The organism is Runella salmonicolor (assembly GCF_024158025.1).
Lineage (GTDB): Bacteria > Bacteroidota > Bacteroidia > Cytophagales > Spirosomataceae > Runella > Runella salmonicolor.
Genome location: NZ_JAMZEL010000001.1, coordinates 567,886 through 594,365, shown reverse-complemented (window position 1 = coordinate 594,365; position 26,480 = coordinate 567,886). Strand labels below are relative to the sequence as shown.

Here is a 26,480-nt window from a genome sequence, read left to right as displayed (position 1 = left end):
AAAATACCACCATGAGCGAAATAATTGTATCTCTTTTATTTATCTAACGCCATAGCCTGAACAGTGCTTTTTTAAGTTATACCTCTAAAAATCGTATTTTCATAATGAAGCACCTTCTACTTGTTTTGTTTTACTGTCTCAGTGTAGAAACAGTTTTGGCTCAAAACGGAAACTTTTCCTTTGTTTTTATGACTGATATGCATCTACGCCCCGACCCCGTCGTAGAAAAAGCATTCAATAAAGTAGTACAACGAATAGAGCAAATAAAACCTGATTTTGTGCTTTCGGGTGGAGACCAGATTTTTGATATTATGCGGGGGAATCGAGCAAAAGGAGATTCTCTTTTTACCTATTACCTTAGTCAGACTCGTAGATTTAAAGTTCCAGTTTACAATTGCGTAGGAAACCACGACCTTTTTGGAATATACGAGGAAAGCCCAGAGGATTCCTCACATCCCGACTATAAATTGGGCATGTTCAAGCGATATTTTGGTGATCCCTACTATTCATTTGACCACAAAGGATGGCATTTCATAGTCTTAAACGTTCTGGATGTAGATAACTATAAGTACATTGGGAGAGTGGATGAAGGTCAGTTAAAATGGATAAAAAATGATCTCAGTTCCGTAAAACCTGAAACCCCCGTGGTGGTGGTCGCTCATATTCCTTTGGTTACAACTTACCATGACTTGTATCCACCTCAAAACGGCTATCTCTCTCAGCCCCCGGTCTCTAACCGTAACGAAGTCTTAACCCTTTTTAAAGACCATAACCTCAAGTTTGTTCTTCAAGGACACATTCACTGGTTTGAGGACTTAAATATAGCGGGAAAAACCCACTACATAACTGGTGGGTCCATCGCTGGACGACCATCTTGGCGCGGTAATACACATGGTTCAAGGGGCTTTTTGAAATTTAATGTATCTGGTGGCGACGCTACCTATGAGTTTGTATCGTACGAGGATAAAGACTAACTCATGTGAAATAAAAGGAGGATAAACATAAGTCGCAGCGCGGCGTACTATTTGTAGGGTTACTTAGGAGGATGTTCGCCAATGGCAATTAGGGCGCGTCTAAGGTTTATTAATGGCCGGCGATTCAGTTTTAAAGCTTCGATAGTTGCTCGCCCGATAGCTGTTTTGCCAATAATTGAGGTCAATGTGTCATCCCATATAAAATGATCATCCCACAACATTGTACGTGGATTGAACAAGGAGGAAACTTGTAATGAAACAGGGTCAATAAATTCAGTTTTGTCAGATTTGATAATATTGCATCCGAGGCAGGCCAATGCCAAATTAAGAAAATCATTTGAGCCATTTTTAGAAAGCGGCAGGATATGCTCAATGGAAAATGGTTCTGTGGTAAAGTCAGCAGAACTTTTACAATACTCGCAATAACCTTGCGCTCTTGCAAAAATGGCCTGTTTGATACTTGATGAAATATAAAATTTAGCCATTCAGGGAGTTTGAAATACCTAATTGATTCATCAATTCGCGGACAGAAACCTTACGCAATCGGGCAAGTGAGGTTAAATATTTGAGACGGCTCACATTCAGCTTTTCAATTTTATCGAGTAAAATAAGCAATTCAGCATACTCTGGCTCTGAAATATCATCTTCCAAGCGCTTTTGGTTTAACACTCTAAAACGTTGTATTTGCTCAATAGGTAGGCTTCTGTTTATTTTTTTTAACAACATAGCCTCTTCTTTCTGTTTATCAGGAGTTTCACGCCGAATACGCAACGAAAGAATATCGTCAATAAAGGCATCTAATGAACGATTGTCTAAGCGTTCTGCCTCGTGAAAAAGTGTTGTAACGGAAGAGTTCATACCCCTTGTAATCTTTATTTTTCACTAAAATACGAGAAAAAATCATTGAATAGTGAAAAATACACAGACAAACTCATTTTATGAAGTTGCTCTCTTTTTATTGTCTCACTCTGAGTCAATAGTGGGATTGTACAGGATACGGATAGTATAAAATTGTTATTCTTTTGAATTTACAAAAGACTACTGTCCAATCTATTCATTGATAACGCCCTTCTCATCTCTGAAATCATCTAAAACCTATGAAGAAATTCTCCTTTATTCTCTTATTGCTGACCGCCCTGATGGCTCCCGTTTTTGCGGGTGTGTCCATAGTCAATCTAAGCGTGGACTATCAGGAAAAACCTTTGGGGATTGACATTGCTAATCCGCATTTTAGTTGGCAAATGAAGGCCTTAGATGCCAAACGGGGGTATGCCCAAAAAGCCTATCAAATCGTGGTGACCGACGCTAATAATCAAGTGGTTTGGGATTCTAAAAAAGTCAATTCCGATATTTCGCACGGTATCGAATACGCGGGCACTCCGCTAAAAGCCACCACGCGCTACACATGGAAAGTCACGGTTTGGGACAATGCAAACGCTACTGTATCAAGCAGTTCGTGGTTTGAAACGGGCCTGATGAACCCAAATATCTCCGCTTGGTCGGGGGCGCGATGGATTGGTGGCGGGGAGGATGACTTGGTGTTTTATTCGCATTATCTGTCGGTATTCAAATTTGAATACGGTATTCAGCTCGATAAAGCTACGAATTCGACCAAAGCGTCGTTTTTGTTTGGCGGAAACGATAAGCGGTTGATGAAAAAAGCCTTGAATCTAATGGGCGTTGAAACGGGTAATAATCAAAGTTATATCGCGTTTGAGTTGGACATTTCGGGCGTAAATGATTCTCCCGAAGGATTAGCAAAATTGCATATTTATCGCGTTGGCTACACGCTCGACGACAAAGCAGAAGTGCCCTTTAAAAGCCTTGAGATTCCGCAGAAACTCATTAATAACGCCAATAAATATGAAAAACACAAGGTATTTGCCGACTGTAATTTTGGGTTGTTTGAGCTGTACATTGATGGAAGAGAAAACGATAACAAACTGAAAGAAAAAACAACGGGCCCAGCGGTGGGAGGTGGCTTTGGTGCGCGGGGTATTAACCTAAATCCCGTTGGCAGTGGTAACAACTACATCAGTTTTCCGATGTTGGCCGATATTGGTTTTGGGGTTGGGAATGGTCAAACGGCGCATTTTTCGGAAGTAACCGTCAAAAACTACCGTTTTCCTTCCAACGCTTTATTTACGGAAAAACTTAATTCGGCATCCTATTCGGGCATTTTCAAATCGCCTAATCTGACGGTTGAAAATGGCGCTTATAAAATCAAAGGCAATGCCCTAATTTTGGCTAATCCGAGCAAAAATGCGGCGCCAATGCTCAGGACAACCTTTTCGACGCAGGCAAAGTCCATCAAAAATGCCCGTTTGTACGTAACGGCGCGCGGGATTTATGAGATGTTTCTGAACGGCCAGCGGGTGAGCAACGATTATTTTAATCCGGGCCTGACGCAGTACAACAAAAATCACATGTACCAAACCTACGACGTGACGGCTTCGGTGAAACAGGGCACAAAAAACGCCATCGGGGCTTGGTTGAGCGAAGGCTGGTGGAGCGGAAACATCACGTTTAGCGGTGAAAGCTGGAATTTTTTCGGCGACCGTCAATCGCTGTTGAGCAAATTGGTCATTACGTATTCCGATGGTTCTGAGCAAATTATCACCTCAAATCCTGCTGATTGGAAACTCTTTACCGACGGCCCCGTCCGCTACGGAAGTTTCTTCCAGGGGGAAGTCTATGATGCGGGCAAAGAAGCCCTGATAAAAGATTGGTCGCTGGCTTCGTACAATGATAATGGCTGGAAATCGGCCGTGGAAGTGCCGCTGGATGGCAACGCGTTTAAGGGAACTTTTACCGATGTGATGGGTAGAAAGTCGTCGCTGGAGTACAACGATTTCAAACTCATCGGGCAAATGGGCGACAATGCAAGCATCGTCAAAACCCTCACGGCCCGCAGCGTGGAAGAAGTGAGACCCAAGGTATTTGTGTACGACATGGGCCAAAACATGGTGGGGGTACCGCAGATTCAAATTAAAAATGGCAAAAAAGGACAGGAGATTATTCTGCGCTATGCCGAGGTAAAATACCCGAATCTGCCTGATTATAAGGGGAATGAAGGAATGGTAATGATGGAAAATATCCGCGCAGCCCTTACCCAAGATACCTACATTCTGAAAGGCGGCGACGAAACCATTCAGCCCCGGTTTACTTTTCACGGCTATCGTTATGTCGAAATCACGGGCATCGACCAAGCGGTTCCTGCGGCTTCGGTCAAAGGCTTGGTAATCAGTTCAATTACGGGCCTTTCGTCAAGCTATGAAACCTCCAACGAGTTGGTCAATAAACTTTGGCAAAACATTACGTGGTCGTTGCGCAGCAATTTCCTTTCTATTCCTACCGATACCCCCGCCCGCAACGAACGCATGGGCTGGAGCGGCGATATTTCGGTGTTTTCGCGCAGTGCTACTTATTTGACCCATTCCGATTTGTTTCTCCGTCGTCACCTCTTGGCCATGCGCGACGTGCAGGCCGAAAGCGGCCGTTTTACCGACGTCGCTCCCATGGGCGGTGGTTTTGGCGGAACCCTCTGGGGCAGCGCGGGTATCGTGGTTGCTTGGGAAACATATCGACAATACGGTGATGTGCAGCTGCTAAAAGAGCATTATGACGCCATGAAAAAGTACGTAGCGTTTTTGGAAACCAAAGTAGAAAAGGCAACGGGTATTCTGAACGAAGGGCCGCTGGGCGACTGGTTGAGTCCCGAAAATGGTAAAAATGACAATACGCTTTTCTGGATGGCCTATTATGCCTACGACTTGGAAATCATGGCGAAAGTGGCGACCATTCTGGGAAAAACCGAAGAAGCGGCCAATTTTACGACGCAGCACAACGCCGTCAAAGCGAAGTTTAACGAGGTGTACGTTGATAAAACTACGCACCGCACCGTCAAGTCGGGTGTAAGAGCGGCTCGCATGGGCCCTCCCGGTCAGCAGCAGGCCGAGCAGAAATCCGACAAAGGGCAACTCATGGATACACAGGCATCTTATGCCATTCCGTTGGCGTTGGGGATATTCAACGAAGAAAATAAGCCCTTCGCGGTGAAGTACCTCAACGAAGCCATTCAGCGAAAAAACAAAGACGATGGCGGCATTGAGCGTCCTGAGTACTCACTGATGACGGGATTTATCGGCACGGCCTCCATTTCCGAAGCCCTGTCTGAAAACGGCAACCACGACATGGCTTACCGATTGTTGCAACAAAAAAATTATCCTTCGTGGTTGTATTCGGTGGTCAACGGCGCAACGTCGATTTGGGAACGCCTCAACTCATACACCGTCGAAAACGGATTTGGAGGCAACAACAGCATGAACTCCTTCAATCACTATTCGTTTGGCGCCGTGGCGTCGTGGATGTACAATTACTCGTTGGGTATTCAACGCCACCCCGAAAGTGCTGCTTTCAAACAAATTGTGCTAAAACCGACGCCCGACCCAGATAAGGTAATGACTTTTGCCAAAGGCTATTATGATTCTGTTTATGGTAAAATCAGCAGTGAATGGAAATGGGAAAACGGCAAGTGGACTTATAAAACTACCGTGCCGCCCAACACGTCGGCTACTTTGTATTTACCCGCAAAAAGCATGGCTCAAATCACGGAAAGTGGGAAAAGCATAGCCACATGGAAAGGCGCGAAGCAAGAAAATGGGAGCGTAATTATCCCCTTGGTTTCGGGAAGTTATACTTTTGAAATAAAAGAGTAAGGTGGTTTTGGGTTTCAGCATGAGGGTCGTAAATACGAACACATACGCCTCATGCTGAAACCAAGGAAAAAGCTTTTACCGCTTTACCACCCGAAAAGCAATTGCCCGCCCTTGCCCTTGCATAGTAGCGAGGTTGATCCACGAAAGAGCAAATTGTTCTAATAACAACACTTTGTTACCTTTTCCAAAATCCCAACAATGGCCAAAACCCGCATCAATCGCAAGCTGGTAAGCAGTTTGTTTGGCTTCGGCGTGGTCGCCTGCCATAAACATATCTATTTTTTCGCCATCATAAACAGGATTCAAAATATTTTCAAAACCCGTTGAATTGAAGCATTTGACCACATGTGCGGCGGTTTTATCGGTCAAAGCGTGATAAACAGTGTCGTAGGGTGCAGGTTTTTGACGCACGGTGTTGGTCGCATCAATCAATATTTTATTCGATACGTCCCCCATTTGTTCGATGATGTCAAAAATGGCCGTTGGCGGTGTGGCAATCAAAATCACGTCGGATTGTTTGACCGCAAACGGGATATTGGTAAACTTATCTTCGCCAATTTTGGTGGCGAGCCGAATGTTTTTGTCGCTCAAAGGGGATTTTGCGCCAATCAAAACGCTATGACCCGCCTTAATCCATTGTAGTGCTAATGCGCCACCGACATTTCCAGAACCAATAATGGCTATTTTCATGATTTTAGTAGTATTTGATGCAATTGTTGTCTGGCCATTTATGCAAATTTAAAGGCCGATGCCACATAAAATTGAGTTGTTCAGAATAAAAAACCATCTTGCGGGCCATGTTTGGGCGGCAATTCTGTTTCGCCCAGCATTTCTTTCAAGTCCCGCTCAATCGTATTGCTCATTGCCGACATCGGGATATCAGTGATGCGGTTTTCAAAAGGGTCTTCGTTTACTTCGCCGACTTTCCCCATCACACCGAACACAAAGGCGACCAAAATGCTAAGGGGAATCATCAAGGCAGGAGCGCCCATTTTTGAGAAATCTGTAATCAGCGCAAACGGCAATATTGCCATAAAAACCCATAAAAAGAGTTTGGTAAAAAAATGGTATTGCCTCAGCAAGGGCGTGTTTTTGATGCGCTCGCAAGCGCCTTGAAAATTGTTGAAACCTGCCAAAGTAGGTTCCAAACTGATGTTGTCGAATGCCCCCAAAATCTCCATTTTCATTCCGTCTTTGATACGTTTGCCTTGTACAAACAGCAAATAATTGGGAATGTTTTGCTTCTGAACGGCGTGTTCAAATTCTTCTTTTGATAGCAAATGTTTTAGTTCGTCCAGCGATTTTTGACCTCGTAGGTGCAAGCGCAAAGCGTGCGTAAAAGCAATTTGACGATAAACCATTTCTTTTTTGTAGTCGTTGATTTGCTCAGCACTTACCTTACCACTTGACAAAGCGCTATCGGCATTGGCAATGATTTGTCGGGCAAAAATACGGCTGTTGTTGATGATGTTCCCCCACACCGTGCGGGCTTCCCACCAGCGGTTATAGGAATTGTTGTTGCGAAAAGCCAAGAAAATCGCCAAGGCACTGCCCAAAATAGCCGCCAGCGAAAACGGTATACTGATTTTCCCCAAAGGCTGGTTGTGATACAAAAAATAAACAGCCGTGGACAAAAAAGTAGATGCTGCCAATTCCCAGCGCATGTAGCGTACGACAGCGATAGGATTGAATATTTTTCTTAAAATCATGCGCTTTCAAAATTCGTGACGAATGAATAAACCTGTATTTTGGGTAGTGGTGTAGCTTTTTCGTCCCGCCGCCGACAAATCGCTTCCCAGACCCAACTGCCAGTCTGCTTTTTTCAAACCCAAACGCAGGCGTTGGGCAAAATTAAAATAGGTTGTTTGGTCCGTTGGCAAGGCATTTATGAGTTCAATTTGACTGAACAAATGCCATTTTTTGTTCAATGGTGGGGTGTAGCGCAAAAGCAAAAATAAATCAATATCTGGCTTGCTTTCTAACGCTACGACCGACCAACCAAACACCGTGAGTGTTGCAGACACATGGGCGTATTGAATACCAGTTTTTGCAAACGTGCCTCTATTCAATACCTGCCCAACCAACACCGGCGCAAAACCCTTGAACGCAGGATGATTGTACGAAAAAGCTTCTGTAAAGCCAAATTGCGGCAAATTGCTCGTTGCTGTTTGTTTATAATCAACCACTGCTCGCTCTCGTGTAAAAAAAAGAAAGTGGCTATTTTGACCTTCTTTGTTTTTGAAGAACTTAAAAAACATCATGTCAAAACTCGCTTTTTTGTCGCCACCGAACACTTCCACTGGTATCTGAGCCTGCACCATGCTTACCCATAACAACGGGACGATGATGCTCAAAAGTTTAGGGTTCATTGGCCAATAGGTGAGAATGCTATTTGTCCAGCATTTTGACCAACAACTCGGCCGCTGCTGCACCCGAATTTTGTTGTTGCCCCGTAATCAAATTACCGTCAGCAATGGCGTAAGCCGAAAACGGGGGAGCCACTTTGAACGTTGTATCTTCGATTTTCCGGGCCTCGCTTTCGATGCGGTAAGGTTGGATTTTTTGCCCCACGGCTTGGTCGGCAAATTCTTCTTCAGCATCGGCAAAGCCTGTCCATGTTTTGCCTTTAACAATCAGTTGGCCATCTGATTTTTGGGCTTCCAAAAGCAGGGCCGTTGAATGGCAAACAGCAGCGCTTGGCTTGCTACTTTCGTAGAAGGTAGCAAAGAGTTTTTCCAAATCCTTGTTGCCCCGGTAGGTATACATAGGGCCTTGACCGCCCACCAAAAAGATAGCAACGTAGTCTTTAGCTTCGACTTCGGTGAGTTTTGGGGTATTTTCGAGCAGTTCGTTAAACCATGCTTGCTGCATATAGCCCAACGAAATGACATCGTGCGCCGAATAACCGCTTGGGTCAGTGGGGTTGGAGTAGGTGTCCATCATCAATTTACCCCCCTCCGTAGAAACCAACTCTACCTCGTAGCCCGCCTCTTGAAACACCCGAAGCGGATGGGTCAACTCGGCCGCCCAAAAGCCAATGGGCCAGCCTGTTTGTTGGGAAATTGAGGGTGAGCTTGCCACCATAAGGATCTTGCCCTTTGTAGGTGCTCCGTGAAAATGTACATAGGATTGAATTTCTGTGATTGCACTCATTTTTGACGATTGTTAAATTTATTGAAATGATGCTGCAAATTTTAATTCTATACCTACTTTTGCCAAGAGTATCACCAAAAAGTGCGATACATACTTTTTGGTTAGTATTTGACAATCAACAGTTTATGGTATGCCTGATTTTATTTTTAAAGGGAAAGTCTACTACAACCCTGTTCAATTGGTGATGGAACAGATCGGGGGCGTGTGGAAAATGCCGATTCTGTGGCGACTGCAATACCACACCATGCGCTACGGTGAGTTGCGGAATGACATACCGCACATATCCGATAAAATGCTTACCACACAACTTCGGGAGTTGGAAGAAGACGGCTATGTACACCGACAAGTTTATGCCGTTGTGCCGCCCAAAACAGAATATTCGCTGACGGAGAAAGGAAGGGAAGTCATACCGCTAATAACCCAAATAAGGGAGTATGGAAACCAACTAATTGAAAAAGAAAATAAAAAACTATAAAACAGCGCATTGGCGCAGACGCGTGGTTAAGTCCACTCACAAAGGCTCAACGGAGGGTATGTGGCAGTGCCACCAATATTGTAGGTAATAAACGCCCCGACACACTTTAGTACCACTTATTTACCCATTAACTCAATGAATACGCTACTTCGTAAAGTTATTTTTTGCCTCTCTTTTTCAGTCAGTGCGGTGCTATATGCGCAGCCTAAAATAGAGCGTTGGGCCAGGTTTGAAGCAGAGTGGTCGTACGCGTCGGGCGGAAATCTTTTCCGTGATGTGCAACTTTCCGCCCGATTTGTGGGCCCCGATACCGCTTTTACGGTGGCGGGGTTTTATGACGGCAACAATCGCTTTAAAGTCAGGTGTATGCCCACCCAAACGGGCACTTGGACGTACACGACTTCCAGCAACAAAAAAGAACTCAACAACAAAAAAGGCTCGTTCGAGTGCGTCAACGCAACGGGTAACAACCGTGGCCCCGTCAAAGTAAGCGATGTTCATCACTTTAAGTACGCCGACGGCACGCGGTATTATCCGTTGGGCACGACCGCCTACGCGTGGACCCACATGGGGCAGGGGTTGCAAGAGCAGACCCTGCGTTCGCTTCAAAACGCAGGATTCAACAAGATTCGAATGTGCGTTTTTCCCAAAAATTACGAATTGGTGAAAGAAGAGCCCGAACTGTATCCTTTTATCGTGCGTGAAGTGAAAAAGGACGAGAAAGGGAACGTACTCAACGTTTGGGACTTTACGCAGTTTAATCCCATATTTTTTCAACACCTCGAAAAACGCATCGACGACCTCAACCGACTAGGCATTGAGGCCGATTTGATTTTGTTTCATCCTTATGACAAAGGACGTTGGGGGTTTGATGCCATGCCTCATGAGGTCAATGTGCAGTATATCAAATACTTGACAGCACGATTGGCGTCTTTTCGGAATGTTTGGTGGTCATTGGCCAACGAGTGGGATTATGTAAAATCCAAAACCGTTGCCGATTGGGATGCCCTTACCCAAGCCGTGGTGGAGTCTGACCCGTACCGTCATTTGTGTTCTATTCATGGCTCTACGGCTACTTATTATGACTACTGGAAGCCAGCGTTTACCCACGCAAGTATTCAGGATGATGCACCCGTTCGGCATTCGGGCGGCGTGTCGACCCTGCGCAATGTGTACCACAAACCCATTGTACTAGACGAGGTGGGATATGAAGGAAACTTAAAATCGCGCTGGGGGCGGTACAGCCCTGAGGAGATGACCCACTTGGCGTGGGTAGGTGCGATGGCGGGCACCTACGTGACCCACGGCGAGTCGTACATGTTTAAGGATGCCTCCGATACTATTTTCTGGGCCAAAGGCGGCCAATTTAAAGGTACAAGTTGGAAGCGTTTTGCCTTTCTCCGGAAAATTCTTGAAGAAGCCCCTTCGCCGCTTTCGATGAGCGATGTGAGCCGCGATTACCGCACTTCATCCGCTGGCGAAGGCTATTATTTTGTGTATTTCGGCAGCGAAGTCAACGATTTTTGGTTGTTTAACCTCCCCGCTAAAAACGGAGAAGGCCCGAAACTGACCGCTGGCAAACGTTTCAGCATCGAAATCATAGACACTTGGGACATGACTGTACAGGCTGTTCCGACCGTTTTTGAAACGGGTCCCGAAACGGATTACCGTTTGTTCGACAAAGACCTAAGGAAGGTTAGACTACCTCTGCGCCCCTACATGGCGTTGAGAATCAGAGAGATAAAGTAATTTTATTACAGGGTATGCTTTAGGTTGACCTAATTTTATGCAGTCATTGTTACCAAATCTTTATCTTTGTGTTAATTATTTTAACTACTCAAGGGTACTTTTATGGTCCCGTATAAAACGCCCCCTAGTGAAACGCTTAAAAATAATACTTTCTTTTTCTTCCATTATTATTGTTTGCAGTTTTCAATCTATTGGACAGATAACTAATAACAACGGTGGCTTGCTAACCGATATGATTGATACGACCACCCGTATCGGGAAAAGTATGCTATCGCTCAATAGTCGTTTGGGAAAAATAGGCTTCAGTGGCTATCTGCAGCCGCAGTTTCAGTTGGCTGAGTCGAACGGAGCGGGTGGAAATATCTACAATGGTGGGGATTTCGGGCCGCAGGTCAACAATCGCTTTCGCCTGCGCCGTGGGCGCTTTCGGGCCGATTTTTCGCATTTGACCGACGACGGACGACCTTCGACTTATTTTGTGTTTCAATTTGACGGTACCGAGCGTGGGGTCAATATTCGCGATTTTTGGGGACGGGTTTTTGAACACAAATGGGATTTATTTCACTTCTCGGCAGGCGTAATGGCAAGGCCTTTTGGGCATGAAGTTTTGTTGTCATCGGCGTTTAGAGAGGCTCCCGAGCGCGGTCGGATGTCGCAAACTTTAGTGCAAACCGAGCGTGATTTGGGCTTCATGTTTAGTTTTAATCCCCGAAGAAAGAATTCAAATTTCAAATGGTTGGCGGTTGACTTAGGAATTTATAATGGTCAGGGCCTCACTGGAACGGCCGAATACGACAGTCATAAGGACATAGTGGCGCGTATCAGCTCTAAGCGACGCACGATAAGTAGGTCGGGAGGTAAGCTTTCGTGGGGTGTTAGCAGTTATTTGGGGGGTATAACGAGTCAAAATGCCTTGATGTACGCGGCTAAAACAGTGGATGGAAAGCCCATTATTGAAAAGGATTCGGCTGCATCAAATATCGGCCGCACTGCGCCAAGGCGCTATCTTGGTGCCGATTTTCAATTGATTTTCCCCAACAAAAGGGGGCAGTCAGAATTTCGGGCGGAATACATTCGGGGTGTGCAAACCGCAACGGCGGCGTCAAGTACCACGCCGGGGAGTTATCCTGTTACGAGCGCAGGAGCGCCATTGCCACTCTACACGCGCCGATTTGACGGGGCTTATTTTTACTTTCTTCAGCATCTTGGAAGCCAAGACCATCAGCTTGTGTTAAAGTATGATTGGTACAATCCCAATACCGACGTGAAGGGAAAAATGATTGACGCCAAAAATGGTTTTACGAGTGCGGATGTTCGGTTCGATACTTTTGGCGGCGGCTACGTGTATTACGTGAATCAATACCTCCGCGTGGTTTTTTGGTATGAACATCCCGTCAACGAAAAAACGGCCGTGAAAGGCTACGAAACCGACGTGAAAGACGGAGTTTTTACGCTTCGAACGCATTTTAATTTTTAATATTCTGAATGTAAACGCAGTTTTTTCGACGTGTAGCGGGTTTCTCAAAACCCGCCGTGAGAGTTACTGTGTGTTGTGGGTTTCTCAAAACCCACAACAGGATTGCTCAGCGAGTGCAGCGCAATTGAATCGTTTCGTTGGGTTTGAGAGAAATGGGATAACCTGCAATCAGCGTTGAGCCTTTTATGGTCTGGGTTTTACTGCCCATGGTCAGTCGATAGTTTTTGGTTGCCTCAATCGAAAACCACTCCTGAAACTGATTGATACGAGGGTAGTCAGCGGGCATGTGGAGGTGGTCTGCGTGCCAATTGGCTCCAAAGATGAGTTTCCCTTTCCAAGCCGTAGGTGAAGTCAGCGTAATGTAAATATTGTTTTTGTCGCTTACCGCACCGTAAATCACGTCAGGATTCCAGTTGGAAATATGAACTCCTGCGGTTTTCCAGAGTGCATACATCAGCGACGTTCGCGCAAAATTTCCGTCGCCGTGCCAGCCTTCAATAATTCCGTCGGATTTTTGAAAATTCCAAAGCACTTTTATCTCGCTTTCGAGCCAGTCTTTTACGCTCGGAATCGGCTCTCTCAGGTATAAATTCAGGGTGCCTTCGATGGCGTCGGCGTAGCCGTCGGCACTGCCGTTTTCCCAATCATGGTTACGGTAATTTGCTGAGAGCGAGCCGAGTGCTTTCAGCGTTGCTTCCCGGTAAGCGGCTACTCCGTCAATCATGTAGACTGTATAAAAGGCGTTAAGTGTATAGCCAAAATTGTCGGCGATTCGTTTTTGTACTACCTCACCCGTCAGGGGATTGACCTCATCGTAAAAAAGTCCGTGTTCATTGCGGCCAGTGGCCAAAATGGTATTGAGCATTTCGTGCAAATACGGTTGCCATTGCTTCTTTTTGGTGGGATTGGCCTTGTTGACTACGGCGTACATTTCAACCAAGCCCGCCACGATTTCGCAACCGTGGTCGCGCAGGCGCAAGCGGGAGAGGGTCCGCGTGGGTAAATGGGCATCGCTTAAATAATAATCGCCGATTTGAATGCCCCACGCCAGCCATTTAGGTTTTTTGGTGAGCCAATACATCCGCGCCAGTACTTGCAATAAATCCCCGCCCACTTCCACAACGGCGCTGTTGCCAAAGAAATTTCCTTTGATTTGAGTCGGAACGTCCACGATTTTGTCAAGGTCTGCCAAAATGCCCAGCATCCGCTCCGACCAGGGACTGGGGCCGAGCCATTCGGTGAGCGGTACTAGGCCGTCTTTCATGTATTCGGCACTGCCAAACACCACCTGACTGGTGTCGATGTGGTCATTCTGAAACCCTTTTTTGCAAAAAGAATAGGTGTCGGGCAGCCGCCCCACGCGCGACGTCAGGCGAGTTTCGGTGGCGAGCATTTCGCGCATTTTCCCCTCAAAAAGCGGCTTATCCAACATCGCAGCGGTCATGACCATAAACGGATAATTGTCGGCGGCGGCATCGTAAGCGTTCCAAATGCAGGTACTTTCTTTGAGATTACGCGGAATAAGGCCCGTAATTGGGTCGGCTTTGCTAAGCCAGCCCAACAAAAAACGGTGACTCCGACGAAAGGCTTCATTGGCGGCTTGGCCGTTGGTGAGGGCTTGCGCAAAATTTTCTTTTTCTTGCGATGTAAATGGTGCTTGAGCAAAGCCCACAACTGCGGCAAGGATAAAAAGCAGGAAAAACGGGAAAGTCTTCATGGAGAAGGATTTAGACATATTTATAAAAGCAAAAAGGGGCGCAATTTAATGTTATAATCTAAGGGCGGCCTTTTTTAGTCTAAAGCCCTCAGAATGCTCTCTTTAGTTAAATTTCATGGCTTGCCTATCGTGGCTTACGGGTGAAAACCTCTATTTACAACCAAAATGTGAATTAGTGTCGTATAGCCGACAATTTACCTTTTTTATTCCTGCAAACTTTGGGATGTTATGTATAACTAAAAGCCAATACGCATGAAAAAGTTAGCAGGAAGTATTATTGTTTTGTTGGTGTTATCAATTCAACTGCAAGCGCAAAAATCAGAAATTTTCGCCAAAGACAGTGTCGCGGTCAGAGGCTATGATGTAGTGGCGTATTTCACCCAATCGGCCCCTGTGAAAGGCAATTCAGAGTTTGTTTATGGATGGAAAGGGGCCAAATGGTACTTTGCCAACCGCGAAAATCAGGAAGCCTTCAAAGCCTCCCCTGAAAAGTACGCTCCGCAATACGGCGGCTATTGTGCGTACGGCACAGCGGGAGGCTATAAGGCCCCCACTGACCCCGATGCTTGGACCGTAAGTGACGGAAAATTGTATCTGAATTACAACAAAAAAGTGATGGATAATTGGCGTAAAGACCAAGCTAACTTTATTGACAAAGCCAATAAAAACTGGCCTACCGTCAAACTTCAAGAATGAGCGAGAAACGGTTTGAGTTTAGGGCTTCACCCGAATTGGCTTTTCAAGTTCATTTTTCATTTGACGTGGCAGACGAAACACTTCGCCCTTTTTTGTGGAAAAATACAACGATGACTCCGAAGGCTGCCGTGCGTGACCATCGGCCCAAAAAGCGTAAAAATCGGGATGTACATTCTGCGGCCGTCGTACGTAGGAATGATTGAAGGCGCTGTTTGGGGTCAGATTAGTCTGTTTTTGCCAAGTTTTGCCTTGATTTTTGCTGATCCAAACCGCCACTTCACCACCCGTTCCGTAAGGTTGAGGGCCTGCTTCGGTGGGGCCGATGATTTTCCAAGTGGTAGGGTTTTCGACGTATAGCGAACCCATGTCGTAGTTGTGATCGGCGGTTGTCACAGGGTTGATTTCCCAGGTTTTACCATTAAAAAAAGCCACCTGCCACGTGTGCGGCCCCTGACTTGGCCCGGGGTCGGGGCCTTTGCTGGTGACAAACAAAATGATCGGTCTGCCTTTGGCGTCGTAGGTAAGGTCATTTATGTAAACGTTCAGGCCCGCAGAGCGGTATTCTTTGACCAACCCACCGTTTTGGGGAGTAGATAGAGGCAAGGTCAATTTTTCGCCTTGGGCGTTTTGCCAACTTTGTCCGAAATCGTTGGTTTCTACATAATATAAATTAGTGCGGTAATCCAAGCCTGCGCCTTTTTCGGTGTCGGGGTGCATATTAAACGACGTTCCAATTTTGTTGTTCCACTGTCCGCCCGTTTGGTAGTGGCCCTCTTCAATGGTGCCAATGTCTTTAATGTCAGACCATTGAATACCATCTTTGCTCGTGATATAGCCAATGGTGCGACGCGGTTTTTTTGCCCCGTATTTCAAGATTCCCCGTTCGTAATGCGTCATCAAATGAAAAAAACCTTTGCCTTTTTGGTAGAAACTTTGTAGGTACGAAAAGTTATCAAAAGGCAATTGTTTACCATTTTTGAAATACGTTGCCTCGATTTTGTCAAAGGTGCTGATGTCGTATGGCTTCCGACTGCGGTGAGTATACGAAGGACGTTCGACGCCGTGGGAGGTCGAAAACAACCAAAGATACCCTTGGGCGTCGATGTTGAGTACGGGGTTGTCGTGGGCGTCGTCGGTGGCTTTATTGAGCACGATGGTTGGGCGGGCTACTTGGCCCGTGGTATGGTCAAAATATGAAATTTCGTGCAAAAGACTGGGTTTTGCGTCTTTTGATGCCCCTCCAAAGCAAAAAAACGTTTTTTTGGCTTCGGGACTGTAGACTGAAAATGGACTGTGGTTGGCGGGGTAGGTGCCGAGTCCACCGCTGTATTTGTGGACGTATTCGTTGTCGAGTTTACCGATGTGGTACCAAATTCCGCGAAATCCGTCGTCGGTCTGATTTAGGGTTTGCGCCTGTAAGACTGAGGTTGACAAGAACGTCGGCAAAAACGTCGGCAGGGTTCCAAACCCTAACAACGTCGGCAGGGTTTTAAACCCTGCCGACGTTAGCAATAAAAGCCATTTTTTCATGAATTAATTAGAGTTGGGAAAGCACTCGTTAGGTGGGTTGGTATGATTGCTGAATTTTCTGATAAATCACTTTTTCCAATCGCTCAACGACGGAATTTTTGTCTCTTTATTGACCGAAACACCCTCTGGAATCAGCAATACATTGATGGTGTTTTTTGTATTGGCGGGCAGACTGATTTCAACTTCAATGAGGGTTGTCCCCGGATTGGGCGCATCGTAATCGTGTGTAGGCTGGGCCAATCGGGTTTTGATGGAAGCGTTGGCGGGTTCGGCTACTTTCAGTTGAAGTTTCTTGCCGTTTTGACTCAATTCTGCCATTCCGTTTTCGTCGATGCGCACCTCGGCGGGGGTAAGCATGACCCACTTGACGGTGGCGGGTTTTTCGTTGGTTAAAATTTCATCTTTCACTACCACGTATTGGCCATCCACAATCGCAATGCCGCGATTGGCGGAGGCGACGGCGTTTTTGTACACCGCGCTCATATCAGTAATGGCCCCTGTAAAAGCCTGCTTATTGACCGTTCCCGAAAGCGGAGCGTAGCCATCCACGCGTTGTAGTTCATTGTTGAATGTCAGGGTGCTGTGGGCCATGTTGTTGTACCGGTACACTTCCCAACGTTGGGCGTTTTGACCTTTATCCCACAACTTTACACCTTTTGATTCCAACGATTCATATTCCTGCATTCCCAAGTCCATCGACCAACGCTCCCCGAGAGCGTCCATCACAAACGAACCGATGTCCATGTGGGCGTGGTTGACAGAAGGCGAGCCCGCTTTTAATCCAACGTATATAGCAGAGGGGTCGGTCCAAGACGAGCGCATCATGGCTACGGGGTTTTTGCCCTTACCTGCCCAAAGGAGGGCTTTGGGGGCGGTTACCTTTTCAAATTTAATGCCGTTGCCCCAAATCATGGCGGCGGGCAAAATCCGGTCACGTCCCATATTGGGCGCGCCTTTTTCAAGGATATTTTTGGCCCCGAATAACAACGATGGAGAATGGGTGCGGTTGGCAAACCAAAACACCGCTGGACTGACGCCGCCCGAGCCGCTGCCCGCGTCGGAATAGTTGAAGGTTTTGCCCGACGTACCGACCATGTGCTGATAATAAGCGGCCGTATTTAAGAATCCACGGCCGTTTGATAAGCCAAAATCGCTGCCGAGTGCTTTTTGTACGGCACTCAGAAACAATACGTTGAAGCTTGTTCCGTATCCCCAGTAGCCGTAACCTTCGGGATATGCCCCGTCGGGGTTATAATCTTCCATGGGCAGCTTGATGGACTCAATGGCGCGGTCAATTATTTGCTTGGCCAGCGTTGGATTGTCCTCATAAATGGCCAATGCGCCGTAGGTCATGCCCGCGTTGCAGACCTGATTCCAGTTGTGGGAGGCAGTTAGCCAGCTGTTGTATTTTGAATCCAGCGATGGTTCAATGCCTTTTTTAAGAATCGCTTCTTTGAGAATGGGCAGGGAAGATTTTTGCAAATCGTTGTATAGCCAATCGTACCCGATGGCCACGGCCATGGTCATTTCGCCTACGTCGAGGAAGTGCGACGGATTCCAGTCCGAAAACGATGAAACTTTCAATAATTCAGTTTCGGCGCGGTTGAGGTATTTTTGGTCACGGGTAATGCGATACGCGTACGAAAGCATGAAAATTCGACGCAATGCCTCGCGCGATTTGTCGAGCAAACGCCGCCCGATTTGGATGCGTTCCAACGGCGGCACGTCGATGATTTTGTCACTTTCGACCAAAATGGTTTGGTGAATGGTGGCCCAATTTTTATCGGAATTGATGTTGTTCAGGATTCCTTTTTCTTCTCCTTTCAACAACATAATTCGCGGGTGGTCAGGGAGTTTGCTGACATGGTTAAGGTGCTTTAGTTGCGCAAAAGCGACACTATGAAAGAAGAGAATGACTCCTATTAAGTACAAAAAAAATGGTGCTTTTTTCATTTTAAAGACTGTGTTATGGATAATGCTCTGTGGTAGTTGGAACGCAAGATAGAAGAGAGACATATTACCAATATGTAAAAGTAACAATGTAAAACTCTTTAGTAAAAAGCAGGAATTGGGCAGATTTACCATAAAAATCCGAGATGAAACCCACAGAACGTGCCGTTTTAATGTATATCCGCCTAGATTTTAGCGCAAAAGTTTTCATTTTACACAATTCTTTCAGCCGACTGCCAGATGGATGGGTCATAGTCTATTCCTAAACCTGCTCGATTGGGAATGGTCATTTTTCCTTTTGTTAAGCGAATATCGGAATGCCAAGTTGGCTTTTTTTCGGTGGGATTATAAACAAATTCTTGCAAGCCGTAGAGGTTGGGAATCAGCGCTGCCACCTGCCAAAAGGGAGCGATGAGTGGGTCAGCTTTGGGGGTATGCGGTGCAATACCCACGGCACCGTATTTTTTGGCGATTTCGGCCACTTGCAGCGCCCGTAATATACCGCCGTTATAGTACATGTCGGGTTGGAGAAGGTCATAGACTTTGTCTTGTGCCAAGCGCTGAAAGCGATACAAGCTACTGTCTTGCTCTCCGCCAGCGAGTACAATTTTAGACAAGGCTTTGGTGACGATTTTCATGCCTTCTTCGTCTTCAAAATTGCAGGGCTCTTCAAAAATGGCTACGCCGTTATCTTCGAGCATTTTTCCCGTTTCAATGCCTTCGTGCGGGGTGTAGGAGCCGTTGGCATCGGCGTAAATGATGATTTCATTGCCCAAAATCTTGCGTAACAGCGGAATGTATTTTCGGGTTTGGGCGGCATTTTCGGGAGTATTGACCATGCGTCCGCCTACTTTTATTTTTACCCCTTTGGCTTCCGTTACCGTTAGTTTTTCCAAGAGTTGATTAGCGATTTTTTCGGGGTCACCTTCGCGGTTAAAATCAGAAATATAGACTGGGTATTCGCTTCTAACTTGCTTGCCCAGCAATTGATAAACAGGCTTTTGAAGAAGTTTTCCCAACAAATCCCAGACGGCAATTTCGACGCTACCGATGCAGTTCCAGAGCGGCATTCCCGCGTATTTATAATTGCTGTTGAGGCGATAGGCGTTGTCTACACATTGGGGTAAATCGCGGGCATCTTTTCCCACAAAATGCGGCAATACCAGCCCTTTCAGCAAGGAGGTAAGGTGTTGCATTCGGTCGTTGCACTGCGTTATGCCGAGCTGACCGTTTGCTCTGACAACGAGCATTAATTCTCCCTGTGTTTTAAGCAGTTCGACGGATTCAATCTTAATAATTTCGGGAAAGAGTGTTTTTAAGTTGGGTTGAGGCCAATGAGGAAGTTCGTCGGTATCAGTGCTAACTGGAGACGTAAAATAAGCCGCCCCCACAAGGCTATTTTTGAAGAAATTACGGCGATTGAGCATGAGATTTACCTTTTCTGTAAATGGTTGGCTAGCCTAACTGGGAAGGTATTACGGATAGTTTTGACTTTTACAAAACAAACTGCCAAAGCTTGAAATTGCGAGTAACAAGCCTTGGCAGCGTTTGAAAATTATTTATAAATGACTTACTGCCAGCCTGGATTCTGCTTAATGGCGGGGTTTTCGGCCAGTGAGTTCAGCGGAATAGGCCACAGGTAGTGTTTGCTTTCGTCAAAAACTGGGTTGGCAAAATCAGTTCCCTGATAGACGTCGATGTAGGTTTTCTTTGAAACAGGGTCAACGGAGGTTTTTGCCACCACGCCCGGGTAGCGGGCTTTGGCGGCATCGTCCCATTGCATACCCATGGTAGGAATGGTAAGTTTTTTACCTTGTTTCCAACGTCTGAGGTCGCCATATCGGAAGCCCTCCATGAACAGCTCAATTCGACGCTCACGACGGATTTCGACGATGATGGGCGCTACGCCGTCGCTGGTGTAACGTGGGTCAACGGGGACATTGGCCAGCATCAGATGCGGCATTTTGACGCGGTCGCGGAGTTTGTTAATGCTGGCATCAAGGTCTCCTTGGGTGATTTTGCCCAATTCAGCCTGTGCTTCGGCATAGTTCAGTAAAGCTTCGCCAAAACGCAGGATGATACCCGGGGCTTCTGCCGTGTCAAAGGCTTTTCCAATCATATCGTCGGCGTTGTAATGCTTGATAATGTGATAGCCTGTTTCGGAGATGTAGCCACCCGCCATACCCAAGATACGTGGATACGTGCGCCCATCGCCCAAGTGATATTTGTACTTAGCGGCATCGGCAGGGTGAAGCACGGTTTGGCGTAAACGCGGGTCGCGGTTTTCAAATACATCTTCGATTTTGCCGTCGCCTTTGTAAAGCGGTGACAATGAAATCGGCAAACCATCGGTACACAAATAATCTTCCACCAAACTTTTGGTAGCTCCGCCGGCGTATTCAAAATAAGACTGTACGTGGTTGGTAAATACGCCCAGTTGATACTTGCGCCAGTACAATACTTCAGGGTTGCCAGCAAGGTTCAAGACTCGGTGGTAGGCGTTATAGTCGTTTTGAGGGTCTCCCGTAGTATACAGTCTGTATGGGCCTTTGTCCATCAATTCTTTGGCGGCATCGGCAGCGGCTTGTAGCCATTTGTTGGGGTCGGTGCCGCCGTGATACTTGCGCCAAGTACCTTCAAACAAACACACGCGTGATTTAACCAACAGCGCGGCCCAACGGTTGAGACGGCCCGGCGCACCGCCGTCGCCCCAGTTGTCGGGGAGTTTGGTGGCAGCAAAATTCAGGTCTTCCAACACTTTTTCCATGGCTTGCTCGCGTGGCATTCGGGCAGCAAACAGCTCCTCCGACTCGGTGTTGAGTTCTTTTTCTACCCACGGCACATCGCCGAATTTGGATACTTTTTCGGCATAAAACCAGCCTCTAAACAAACGTGCTTCGGCAATGTAACGGTCTTTGATGTTCTGGGCAACGTTGGCTTTACCGTAGTTGGCCAAGCCCACGTTACAGGCTCTGACAAAGTTCCAGCCTTTGTAACCAAACTGCTGTGGAGCGGCTGGAACGGTGTGCTTGCCGGCGCGTACCTGCTGAAATACCGTGTGGCGCGCGTGGCGGGGGGCCATGTTGTCGGCAAACTCATCCTGAAACCATACGCTTGCCCAGTGACTGTCAAACCCGTTGTGGTGCGCCATCAAGATGGGCACGTTATCGTCGTTGCGGGCTAGATCGTAGATGCTGTTGTTGTACACCCGCAAGTCGTTTTCGGTATTCCAAAAAGTATCGTTGGTGATTCTATCGAGTGGATAGCGTTCCAAAAAATCGTCATTACAACCGCTGAACAGAAGCGTGGTTGTGAAAATGCCGAGGGTTATGATATGTTTTTTCATGTTTTTCTCTTTTACTGTTTTAATTACTTCCAACATCAGGTTTTGGTGAATCAGGCCATTAGAATGACACATTTAAGCCCAACGTCATGATTCGCTGCATAGGGTACTCAATCGCCGCCGATTGAATGGATTCGGGGTCCAGAGGCTTACGCATTTTGGTATATTCCCAGAGGTTCATGCCCGTAGCAAACACCTGTGCTCTGCCCATGCCGATTTTCTTGATTAGGTTTTGCGGTAGGTCGTAGCTAAACGTGATGTTTTTCAAACGGATGTAAGAGGCACTTTGCAGATACCGCGACTGTACCTGCACGTTTTTCTTGTCGTTGGTTGAAATGTGTGCGGCGGGGAAATACGCGTCGCGGTTGTCTTCACGCCAGGTATCGGTGATGTAATAACGCTCTACGTGACCTGCATTGAAGGGGAAAAACCACGTCCAGTTGTCGGATGTAGGCCAGTGGTCTTTTTTGCCGATTCCCTGAAAGAACAATCCCAATCGGAAGTTTTTGTAACTAATACCGCTGTTAATACCAAAGCTATAACGAGGTGTAGAATTACCAATAATTTTACGGTCGCCAGGGTTGCCCACGGTGTTGTTACCGAGGGTGATGTTGCCATCGCCGTTGATATCGGCGTACTGAATATCGCCCGCTCTCCAGTTGTTACCGATGTTGGTTTGTTTAGGCGCTTTGGCCACGTCGTCGGCGGTTTGGAAAATGCCTACGGTTTCAAATCCCCAGATTTCGCCCAATTGCTGTCCTACGCGGTAGTTATTGATGGCGCCTGTGGGGTTGTTGAATTTGGTGATTTCGGCCGTCCAGTCAGAAAGGGCGAGGGTTACGTCATAGTTCCAATCTTTTTTGATACGGTCGCGCCATGTCATAGACAGTTCCCAGCCTTTGGTGCGTAGGTCGGCGGCGTTTTCTTGTGGAGCGTTGGTTCCTAAGATAGCCGGATAGGTCACGTTCATGAGCATGTCTTTGGTATCCCGCGTAAAGAGGTCAAAAGAAGCATCCAAACGGCCTTTCAGCATGGTAAAATCAAGACCAATGTTTTTGGAAACTACCGTTTCCCAAGTCAGGCTTGGGCTTACCAAACCCGCCGCCGTTACTACCGGGATGGTACCCGTGCCAAAAATGTAGGGAGATTGGCCCGTGCCCATGGTAGAAACGTAGGGATAAAAGTTGTTGCCCAATAGCTGATTGCCCAGTGTTCCGTACGAAGCCCGAATTTTCAGATTGTCCAACCACTTGCTGGTCCCCGCCATGAAGTTTTCATTGCTAATACGCCATCCCGCCGAGAAAGAGGGGAAAAAACCAAAACGGCTGTCTTGCGGAAAGCGTGAGGTGCCATCATAACGCCCGTTCAATTCAATCAAATACCGCTCGCGGTAGTTATAATTTAGGCGGTAAAAAGCCCCGCGCAAAGCCACATGTGACTTGCTACCGAAGGTTTGCTGAACCCCCGTAGTGGCGTTTAGGTCAGTAACCAGCGGCGTGATAAGCCCTCGGGCCTGTGCGCCCGTAAAGCGGTTTTGGCCGCGTTCTTGGTTGAAACCCACCATCGCGGTCATGTTGTGGTTTACCGAAAGCGGTAATTTATATTCCGCAAAAGCGTTGAAAACGTAGTATTGATTGTACGTATTTTCGTTACGAATCCAGTCATCACCACTAAAACCATTGCTTATTAGGTTGGCAGCCAACAAGTTGGCGTCCACAATTTCAATTTTGCTTTGTACATCTTGGTACATGCGATTGAAAATGTTGTACGAGAAATCCGAACGGATTTTTAGGCCTTTTAGCGGCGTAAGGGTTACACCTTGGGTCAGCCAGATGTCGTTGTTGGTGTAAGTGGTGCGGCCACCGTCTTTTAGGTATGGGAAGAAGTTGGTACCGCCGAAATATTTACCGATATAGGGTGCGTACTTCTCCCGGTCGCCTTGTGTTACATAAAATGGTAAATCTGGAAATTGAATCGGCATGATGGGCGGAACACGCGCCAGCGAGTTGATGTTTACGTCCCAGTTGTAGAAGTGGGGTTTATTGCTGTTTTCTGAGTTAAAAACCACTTTTTCGTCCAAACTCAACCAGTCATTTACTTTAAAATCAGCTTTTACTAAGATGTTATAGCGTTTGAAGGTCTCATTTTTTGATTTTTCTTTCAAATAACCATCCTTGCTGAAATATCCTAACGAGACAAAAAATTTCGACTTGTCAGAACCACCCGAAACCGATAAATCCGATTGGTTGGTCGGGGCGTAGTCTGTCATGATTTGGTTTTGATAGTCATTAAAACCGTAGTAACGAAGCGCTCCGTTGACTACTTTCCATTGAGGAGCCGTGGCGGGATTTTCTGAATAAGCTTTTGTCCCTGCCACCATGTCGGCGTCGTAGGAAGGTACGCCACTGGTACGGATATTGGCTGCATTACGGGCCTGTACAAACTCGTAAGGGTCGGTTACAACATCCATGTTAAAAATAGGCTTGGCCAACGACGTCTGTGTGCCGAAATTGACCGTCACTTTGCCGCTTTTACCACTTTTTGTGGTCACCAAAACTACCCCAAACGCCGCACGCGCGCCATAAACGGCGGCGGCAGAGGCATCTTTCAGTACGCTGATACTCTCAATATCGTTGGGGTTGATTCGGTTCAAATCCATTGGCACGTTGTCGACCAAAACAAGTGGTGAGCCACCGTTGATAGATTCATAGCCACGGATGTTGAACGTTACGGCGGCGGCAGGGTCACCGTTACGAACGTTGACGTTTAGGTTGGGAATCACGCCTTGCAAACCTTCACCCGCATTGGCAATGGGGCGGTTCATGAGGCGCTTGCTGTCGGCGGTTCCGACGGCTCCCGTTAGGTTTACTTTTTCCTGTACGCCGTACCCGACCACCACGACCTCTTCGAGGGCTTTGGTGTCGATTTCAAGGGAAAGGTTGACGACCGAGCGGCCTGCTACCGCAATTTCCTGCTTCAAGTAGCCGATAAAACTCACCACGAGCGTTGTATTATTGCTGTTGGGTACTTTGAGGGTGTATTTTCCCGTATTGTCGGTGGTTGTTCCTTGGTTGGTTCCTTTTACAAGGATGCTGACGCCGGGCAGACCTTCGCCGTTTTCAGCCGCCGTGATTTGTCCCGAAATGCTTTGGCTTCGGGCTACACTCGCTAGGCAAAATATCCCTAAAATACCGCCTAAAAGCGTATTCCGGGCGATTTGCCAACATACGTGTAATTGTTTTTTCATTTGTTAAGTTGTTTTGAGTGAAATTATTGAGAAAAGGTAAGCGTATAGCAAGAATAAGAAAGGCGGTTGCCAAATTTGTGTTTTGGGCGTAAGCTGTATGGGTCTTTTTGAGCAATAAAGCTGAGATGCACCGCGACATCGCAGCTTGGCCTTGACGTTGGGTTAATTTTGATAAAACTCAAACTTTGAATTGCAGAAACGGGCCGCGTCACACCTGAACGCTTGAGATTGCTGTTTTGGGTGAAATATTTATGATTAAAGTACTTATTTGATGCTAACTATCAAAAGGGTGTTTATTAAAAAAGTACAATAGTGGTGTGTGAAGAAAAATCGAAAGAAAGCAAACTTGATTTTGTTTTAAAAGAAGTTTTGGGCCTTTTCTACTTTAAAAATATGGGTAAATTACTATTAATAAATAAAATAAGACAATAGATAACCCAAATTTCTGCTGGTAAATTTTACGCAAACGTTTGCGGTTACGTTTGCAGTTTTAGGTTTCTACGTTTGGGTAACTTAAAAAAATTAAACTGACTTTTGTTGCTCAAAAATTACATTGACCAACGTATATTCATCTTTGATAGATGGATATAAAAATAATCTACTTTTTGGGGAAGCAGTAGCTTAAGAAGGGTGTTAGATTAGTGAGAGGATATTTTTTCCAGCAATTCGGGCTTTGCGACGACTTTTTTCAAATAGGTAAACAATTTGCCGCCGTGAGAGGCATCAACCACGCGGTGGTCGAGGGCGGCACCGAGGGTCATAATGGTGCGCGGAACAATCTCGTTGTTGACCACCCAAGGCTTTTTGGAAATGCCACCCATGATAAGCACAAAAGAAACATTGGCCGACGGAAACAACGCAGGGTAGCCAATATCCAGCCCGAGGCTGCCGATATTGGACAGAAAAAATGCCCCGAAGTGATTGGCCGACAGGTTCAGGAACGGAATCGAGAGCCCCAAATGCACCGTGATGTATTTAATCAATTGGTAGACCATGCCGCGCAATGGCCACGGAATGCGAGCCAACGAATCTTTCATGGCCTTCGAGGTATCTTCTCCTTTTTGGGCGGTTCGGATTTCTTGGCGGAGGTATTCGACGAGTTCGGGCAAGGTGTAAGTGTCAATGTTGTTCATTTTGACCGAACCCATTTCGCCGTCGTGGCGCAGTACGCTCACCGTGGCGTCGATGTGCGGGTGGGTGTAGATATTGCCGCGTTTGAGGTAGGTATTAAATTCAGGCACTTCTTCTTTGATGGCCCGGGCCGTTGCCAACAGGAAAAAATGGGTCAGTGTGGCTTTGACGCCCGCTTTGCGTTGGGCCTGAATGTAGCGTTCTAGCTCCGTAATGTCGATTTCGACCGAGCCGAAAATCTTTGAATCAATGGGTTTTTTATAAATCGTGGAGGCGGTTTTGCGCCACGTTGTATTGAAGGTTTCCGAAGGGTTCATGGA

Annotated in this window: 19 protein-coding genes; 6 read left to right on the top strand and 13 right to left on the bottom strand. The window is 46.6% G+C overall.

Annotation, left to right across the window (positions count from 1 at the left end):
• Positions 1-104 precede the first annotated feature (104 nt).
• A complete protein-coding gene (locus tag NCI00_RS02515) occupies positions 105-974 on the top strand; it encodes a metallophosphoesterase family protein (protein ID WP_253524681.1) in 870 nt (289 codons plus the stop codon).
• Between the two features lie 59 nt (positions 975-1,033).
• On the opposite strand, the gene NCI00_RS02510 is transcribed toward NCI00_RS02515, so the two are convergent.
• Both NCI00_RS02510 and NCI00_RS02505 read right to left on the bottom strand, forming a co-directional pair.
• Positions 1,034-1,459: an HNH endonuclease gene (locus tag NCI00_RS02510; protein WP_253524680.1), complete on the bottom strand. Its 426-nt coding sequence runs from the start codon at positions 1,457-1,459 to the stop codon at positions 1,034-1,036.
• Complete coding sequence (locus NCI00_RS02505) at positions 1,452-1,832, bottom strand: hypothetical protein (protein ID WP_253524677.1); 381 nt, start codon at positions 1,830-1,832, stop codon at positions 1,452-1,454. The genes NCI00_RS02510 and NCI00_RS02505 overlap by 8 nt, the downstream gene beginning before the upstream one ends.
• 239 nt (positions 1,833-2,071) lie before the next feature.
• On the opposite strand from NCI00_RS02505, the gene NCI00_RS02500 reads away from it, so the two are divergent.
• The gene (locus tag NCI00_RS02500; RefSeq protein ID WP_253524675.1) at positions 2,072-5,692 is read left to right on the top strand and encodes an alpha-L-rhamnosidase; all 3,621 of its coding nucleotides are present in this window, start codon (positions 2,072-2,074) and stop codon (positions 5,690-5,692) included.
• A gap of 75 nt (positions 5,693-5,767) precedes the next feature.
• Here the strand turns inward: NCI00_RS02500 and NCI00_RS02495 are convergent, their stop codons facing one another.
• From NCI00_RS02495 to NCI00_RS02480, 4 genes are all read right to left on the bottom strand, one after another.
• Positions 5,768-6,382 (bottom strand): NADPH-dependent F420 reductase, encoded by a 615-nt coding sequence (locus NCI00_RS02495; RefSeq protein ID WP_253524673.1) that lies wholly within the window; start codon positions 6,380-6,382, stop codon positions 5,768-5,770.
• A gap of 80 nt (positions 6,383-6,462) precedes the next feature.
• On the bottom strand, positions 6,463-7,401 hold the full coding sequence (locus NCI00_RS02490; protein ID WP_253524671.1) for a bestrophin family protein: 939 nt from the start codon (positions 7,399-7,401) through the stop codon (positions 6,463-6,465).
• 6 nt (positions 7,402-7,407) lie between these two features.
• Positions 7,408-8,061 carry a hypothetical protein gene (locus NCI00_RS02485; RefSeq protein ID WP_253524669.1) on the bottom strand — a complete coding sequence of 218 codons (654 nt, stop codon included), beginning with the start codon at positions 8,059-8,061 and terminating at the stop codon, positions 7,408-7,410.
• Between the two features lie 19 nt (positions 8,062-8,080).
• A complete protein-coding gene (locus NCI00_RS02480) occupies positions 8,081-8,845 on the bottom strand; it encodes a type 1 glutamine amidotransferase domain-containing protein (protein WP_253524666.1) in 765 nt (254 codons plus the stop codon).
• A gap of 130 nt (positions 8,846-8,975) precedes the next feature.
• On the opposite strand from NCI00_RS02480, the gene NCI00_RS02475 reads away from it, so the two are divergent.
• The 3 genes from NCI00_RS02475 to NCI00_RS02465 all read left to right on the top strand — a co-directional run bounded on the left by NCI00_RS02475 (position 8,976) and on the right by NCI00_RS02465 (position 12,546).
• Complete coding sequence (locus tag NCI00_RS02475; protein ID WP_253524662.1) at positions 8,976-9,320, top strand: winged helix-turn-helix transcriptional regulator; 345 nt, start codon at positions 8,976-8,978, stop codon at positions 9,318-9,320.
• Positions 9,321-9,455: 135 nt separating this feature from the next.
• Positions 9,456-11,069 (top strand): DUF5060 domain-containing protein, encoded by a 1,614-nt coding sequence (locus NCI00_RS02470; protein ID WP_253524659.1) that lies wholly within the window; start codon positions 9,456-9,458, stop codon positions 11,067-11,069.
• Between the two features lie 232 nt (positions 11,070-11,301).
• The gene (locus NCI00_RS02465) at positions 11,302-12,546 is read left to right on the top strand and encodes a putative porin (RefSeq protein WP_253524658.1); all 1,245 of its coding nucleotides are present in this window, start codon (positions 11,302-11,304) and stop codon (positions 12,544-12,546) included.
• 106 nt (positions 12,547-12,652) lie between these two features.
• Here NCI00_RS02465 and NCI00_RS02460 read toward each other — a convergent pair whose 3' ends face one another.
• Positions 12,653-14,263, bottom strand: a complete 1,611-nt coding sequence (locus tag NCI00_RS02460; protein ID WP_253524656.1) for a hypothetical protein — start codon at positions 14,261-14,263, stop codon at positions 12,653-12,655.
• Positions 14,264-14,515: 252 nt separating this feature from the next.
• Between NCI00_RS02460 and NCI00_RS02455 the strand changes: the two genes are divergently transcribed.
• Positions 14,516-14,959, top strand: a complete 444-nt coding sequence (locus NCI00_RS02455; RefSeq protein WP_253524655.1) for a YHS domain-containing (seleno)protein — start codon at positions 14,516-14,518, stop codon at positions 14,957-14,959.
• Positions 14,960-14,977: 18 nt separating this feature from the next.
• Here NCI00_RS02455 and NCI00_RS02450 read toward each other — a convergent pair whose 3' ends face one another.
• From NCI00_RS02450 to NCI00_RS02425, 6 genes are all read right to left on the bottom strand, one after another.
• Positions 14,978-16,489, bottom strand: coding sequence for a BNR-4 repeat-containing protein (locus NCI00_RS02450; RefSeq protein ID WP_253524654.1), 1,512 nt, complete (start codon positions 16,487-16,489; stop codon positions 14,978-14,980).
• Between the two features lie 66 nt (positions 16,490-16,555).
• On the bottom strand, positions 16,556-18,442 hold the full coding sequence (locus tag NCI00_RS02445; protein WP_253524652.1) for a heparinase II/III domain-containing protein: 1,887 nt from the start codon (positions 18,440-18,442) through the stop codon (positions 16,556-16,558).
• A gap of 209 nt (positions 18,443-18,651) precedes the next feature.
• On the bottom strand, positions 18,652-19,866 hold the full coding sequence (locus tag NCI00_RS02440) for a mandelate racemase/muconate lactonizing enzyme family protein (protein WP_253524650.1): 1,215 nt from the start codon (positions 19,864-19,866) through the stop codon (positions 18,652-18,654).
• A gap of 143 nt (positions 19,867-20,009) precedes the next feature.
• Positions 20,010-21,785: a RagB/SusD family nutrient uptake outer membrane protein gene (locus tag NCI00_RS02435; RefSeq protein WP_253524648.1), complete on the bottom strand. Its 1,776-nt coding sequence runs from the start codon at positions 21,783-21,785 to the stop codon at positions 20,010-20,012.
• 58 nt (positions 21,786-21,843) lie between these two features.
• A complete protein-coding gene (locus tag NCI00_RS02430; protein ID WP_253524646.1) occupies positions 21,844-25,029 on the bottom strand; it encodes a SusC/RagA family TonB-linked outer membrane protein in 3,186 nt (1,061 codons plus the stop codon).
• Positions 25,030-25,667: 638 nt separating this feature from the next.
• Positions 25,668-26,477, bottom strand: coding sequence for a 2-oxo acid dehydrogenase subunit E2 (locus NCI00_RS02425; RefSeq protein ID WP_253524644.1), 810 nt, complete (start codon positions 26,475-26,477; stop codon positions 25,668-25,670).
• Positions 26,478-26,480: the final 3 nt, after the last annotated feature.

Bases quoted from the DNA above. Each gene is read 5' to 3' on its own strand.
- NCI00_RS02500 (WP_253524675.1), top strand. From the start codon at position 2,072: ATGAAGAAATTCTCCTTTATTCTCTTATTGCTGACCGCCCTGATGGCT.
- NCI00_RS02430 (WP_253524646.1), bottom strand. From the start codon at position 25,029: ATGAAAAAACAATTACACGTATGTTGGCAAATCGCCCGGAATACGCTT.
- NCI00_RS02465 (WP_253524658.1), top strand. From the start codon at position 11,302: ATGATTGATACGACCACCCGTATCGGGAAAAGTATGCTATCGCTCAAT.
- NCI00_RS02480 (WP_253524666.1), bottom strand. From the start codon at position 8,845: ATGAGTGCAATCACAGAAATTCAATCCTATGTACATTTTCACGGAGCA.
- NCI00_RS02485 (WP_253524669.1), bottom strand. From the start codon at position 8,061: ATGAACCCTAAACTTTTGAGCATCATCGTCCCGTTGTTATGGGTAAGC.
- NCI00_RS02435 (WP_253524648.1), bottom strand. From the start codon at position 21,785: ATGAAAAAACATATCATAACCCTCGGCATTTTCACAACCACGCTTCTG.
- NCI00_RS02515 (WP_253524681.1), top strand. From the start codon at position 105: ATGAAGCACCTTCTACTTGTTTTGTTTTACTGTCTCAGTGTAGAAACA.
- NCI00_RS02450 (WP_253524654.1), bottom strand. From the start codon at position 16,489: ATGAAAAAATGGCTTTTATTGCTAACGTCGGCAGGGTTTAAAACCCTG.
- NCI00_RS02460 (WP_253524656.1), bottom strand. From the start codon at position 14,263: ATGAAGACTTTCCCGTTTTTCCTGCTTTTTATCCTTGCCGCAGTTGTG.
- NCI00_RS02510 (WP_253524680.1), bottom strand. From the start codon at position 1,459: ATGGCTAAATTTTATATTTCATCAAGTATCAAACAGGCCATTTTTGCA.
- NCI00_RS02505 (WP_253524677.1), bottom strand. From the start codon at position 1,832: ATGAACTCTTCCGTTACAACACTTTTTCACGAGGCAGAACGCTTAGAC.
- NCI00_RS02470 (WP_253524659.1), top strand. From the start codon at position 9,456: ATGAATACGCTACTTCGTAAAGTTATTTTTTGCCTCTCTTTTTCAGTC.
- NCI00_RS02440 (WP_253524650.1), bottom strand. From the start codon at position 19,866: ATGCTCAATCGCCGTAATTTCTTCAAAAATAGCCTTGTGGGGGCGGCT.
- NCI00_RS02445 (WP_253524652.1), bottom strand. From the start codon at position 18,442: ATGAAAAAAGCACCATTTTTTTTGTACTTAATAGGAGTCATTCTCTTC.
- NCI00_RS02455 (WP_253524655.1), top strand. From the start codon at position 14,516: ATGAAAAAGTTAGCAGGAAGTATTATTGTTTTGTTGGTGTTATCAATT.
- NCI00_RS02490 (WP_253524671.1), bottom strand. From the start codon at position 7,401: ATGATTTTAAGAAAAATATTCAATCCTATCGCTGTCGTACGCTACATG.
- NCI00_RS02475 (WP_253524662.1), top strand. From the start codon at position 8,976: ATGCCTGATTTTATTTTTAAAGGGAAAGTCTACTACAACCCTGTTCAA.
- NCI00_RS02425 (WP_253524644.1), bottom strand. From the start codon at position 26,477: ATGAACCCTTCGGAAACCTTCAATACAACGTGGCGCAAAACCGCCTCC.
- NCI00_RS02495 (WP_253524673.1), bottom strand. From the start codon at position 6,382: ATGAAAATAGCCATTATTGGTTCTGGAAATGTCGGTGGCGCATTAGCA.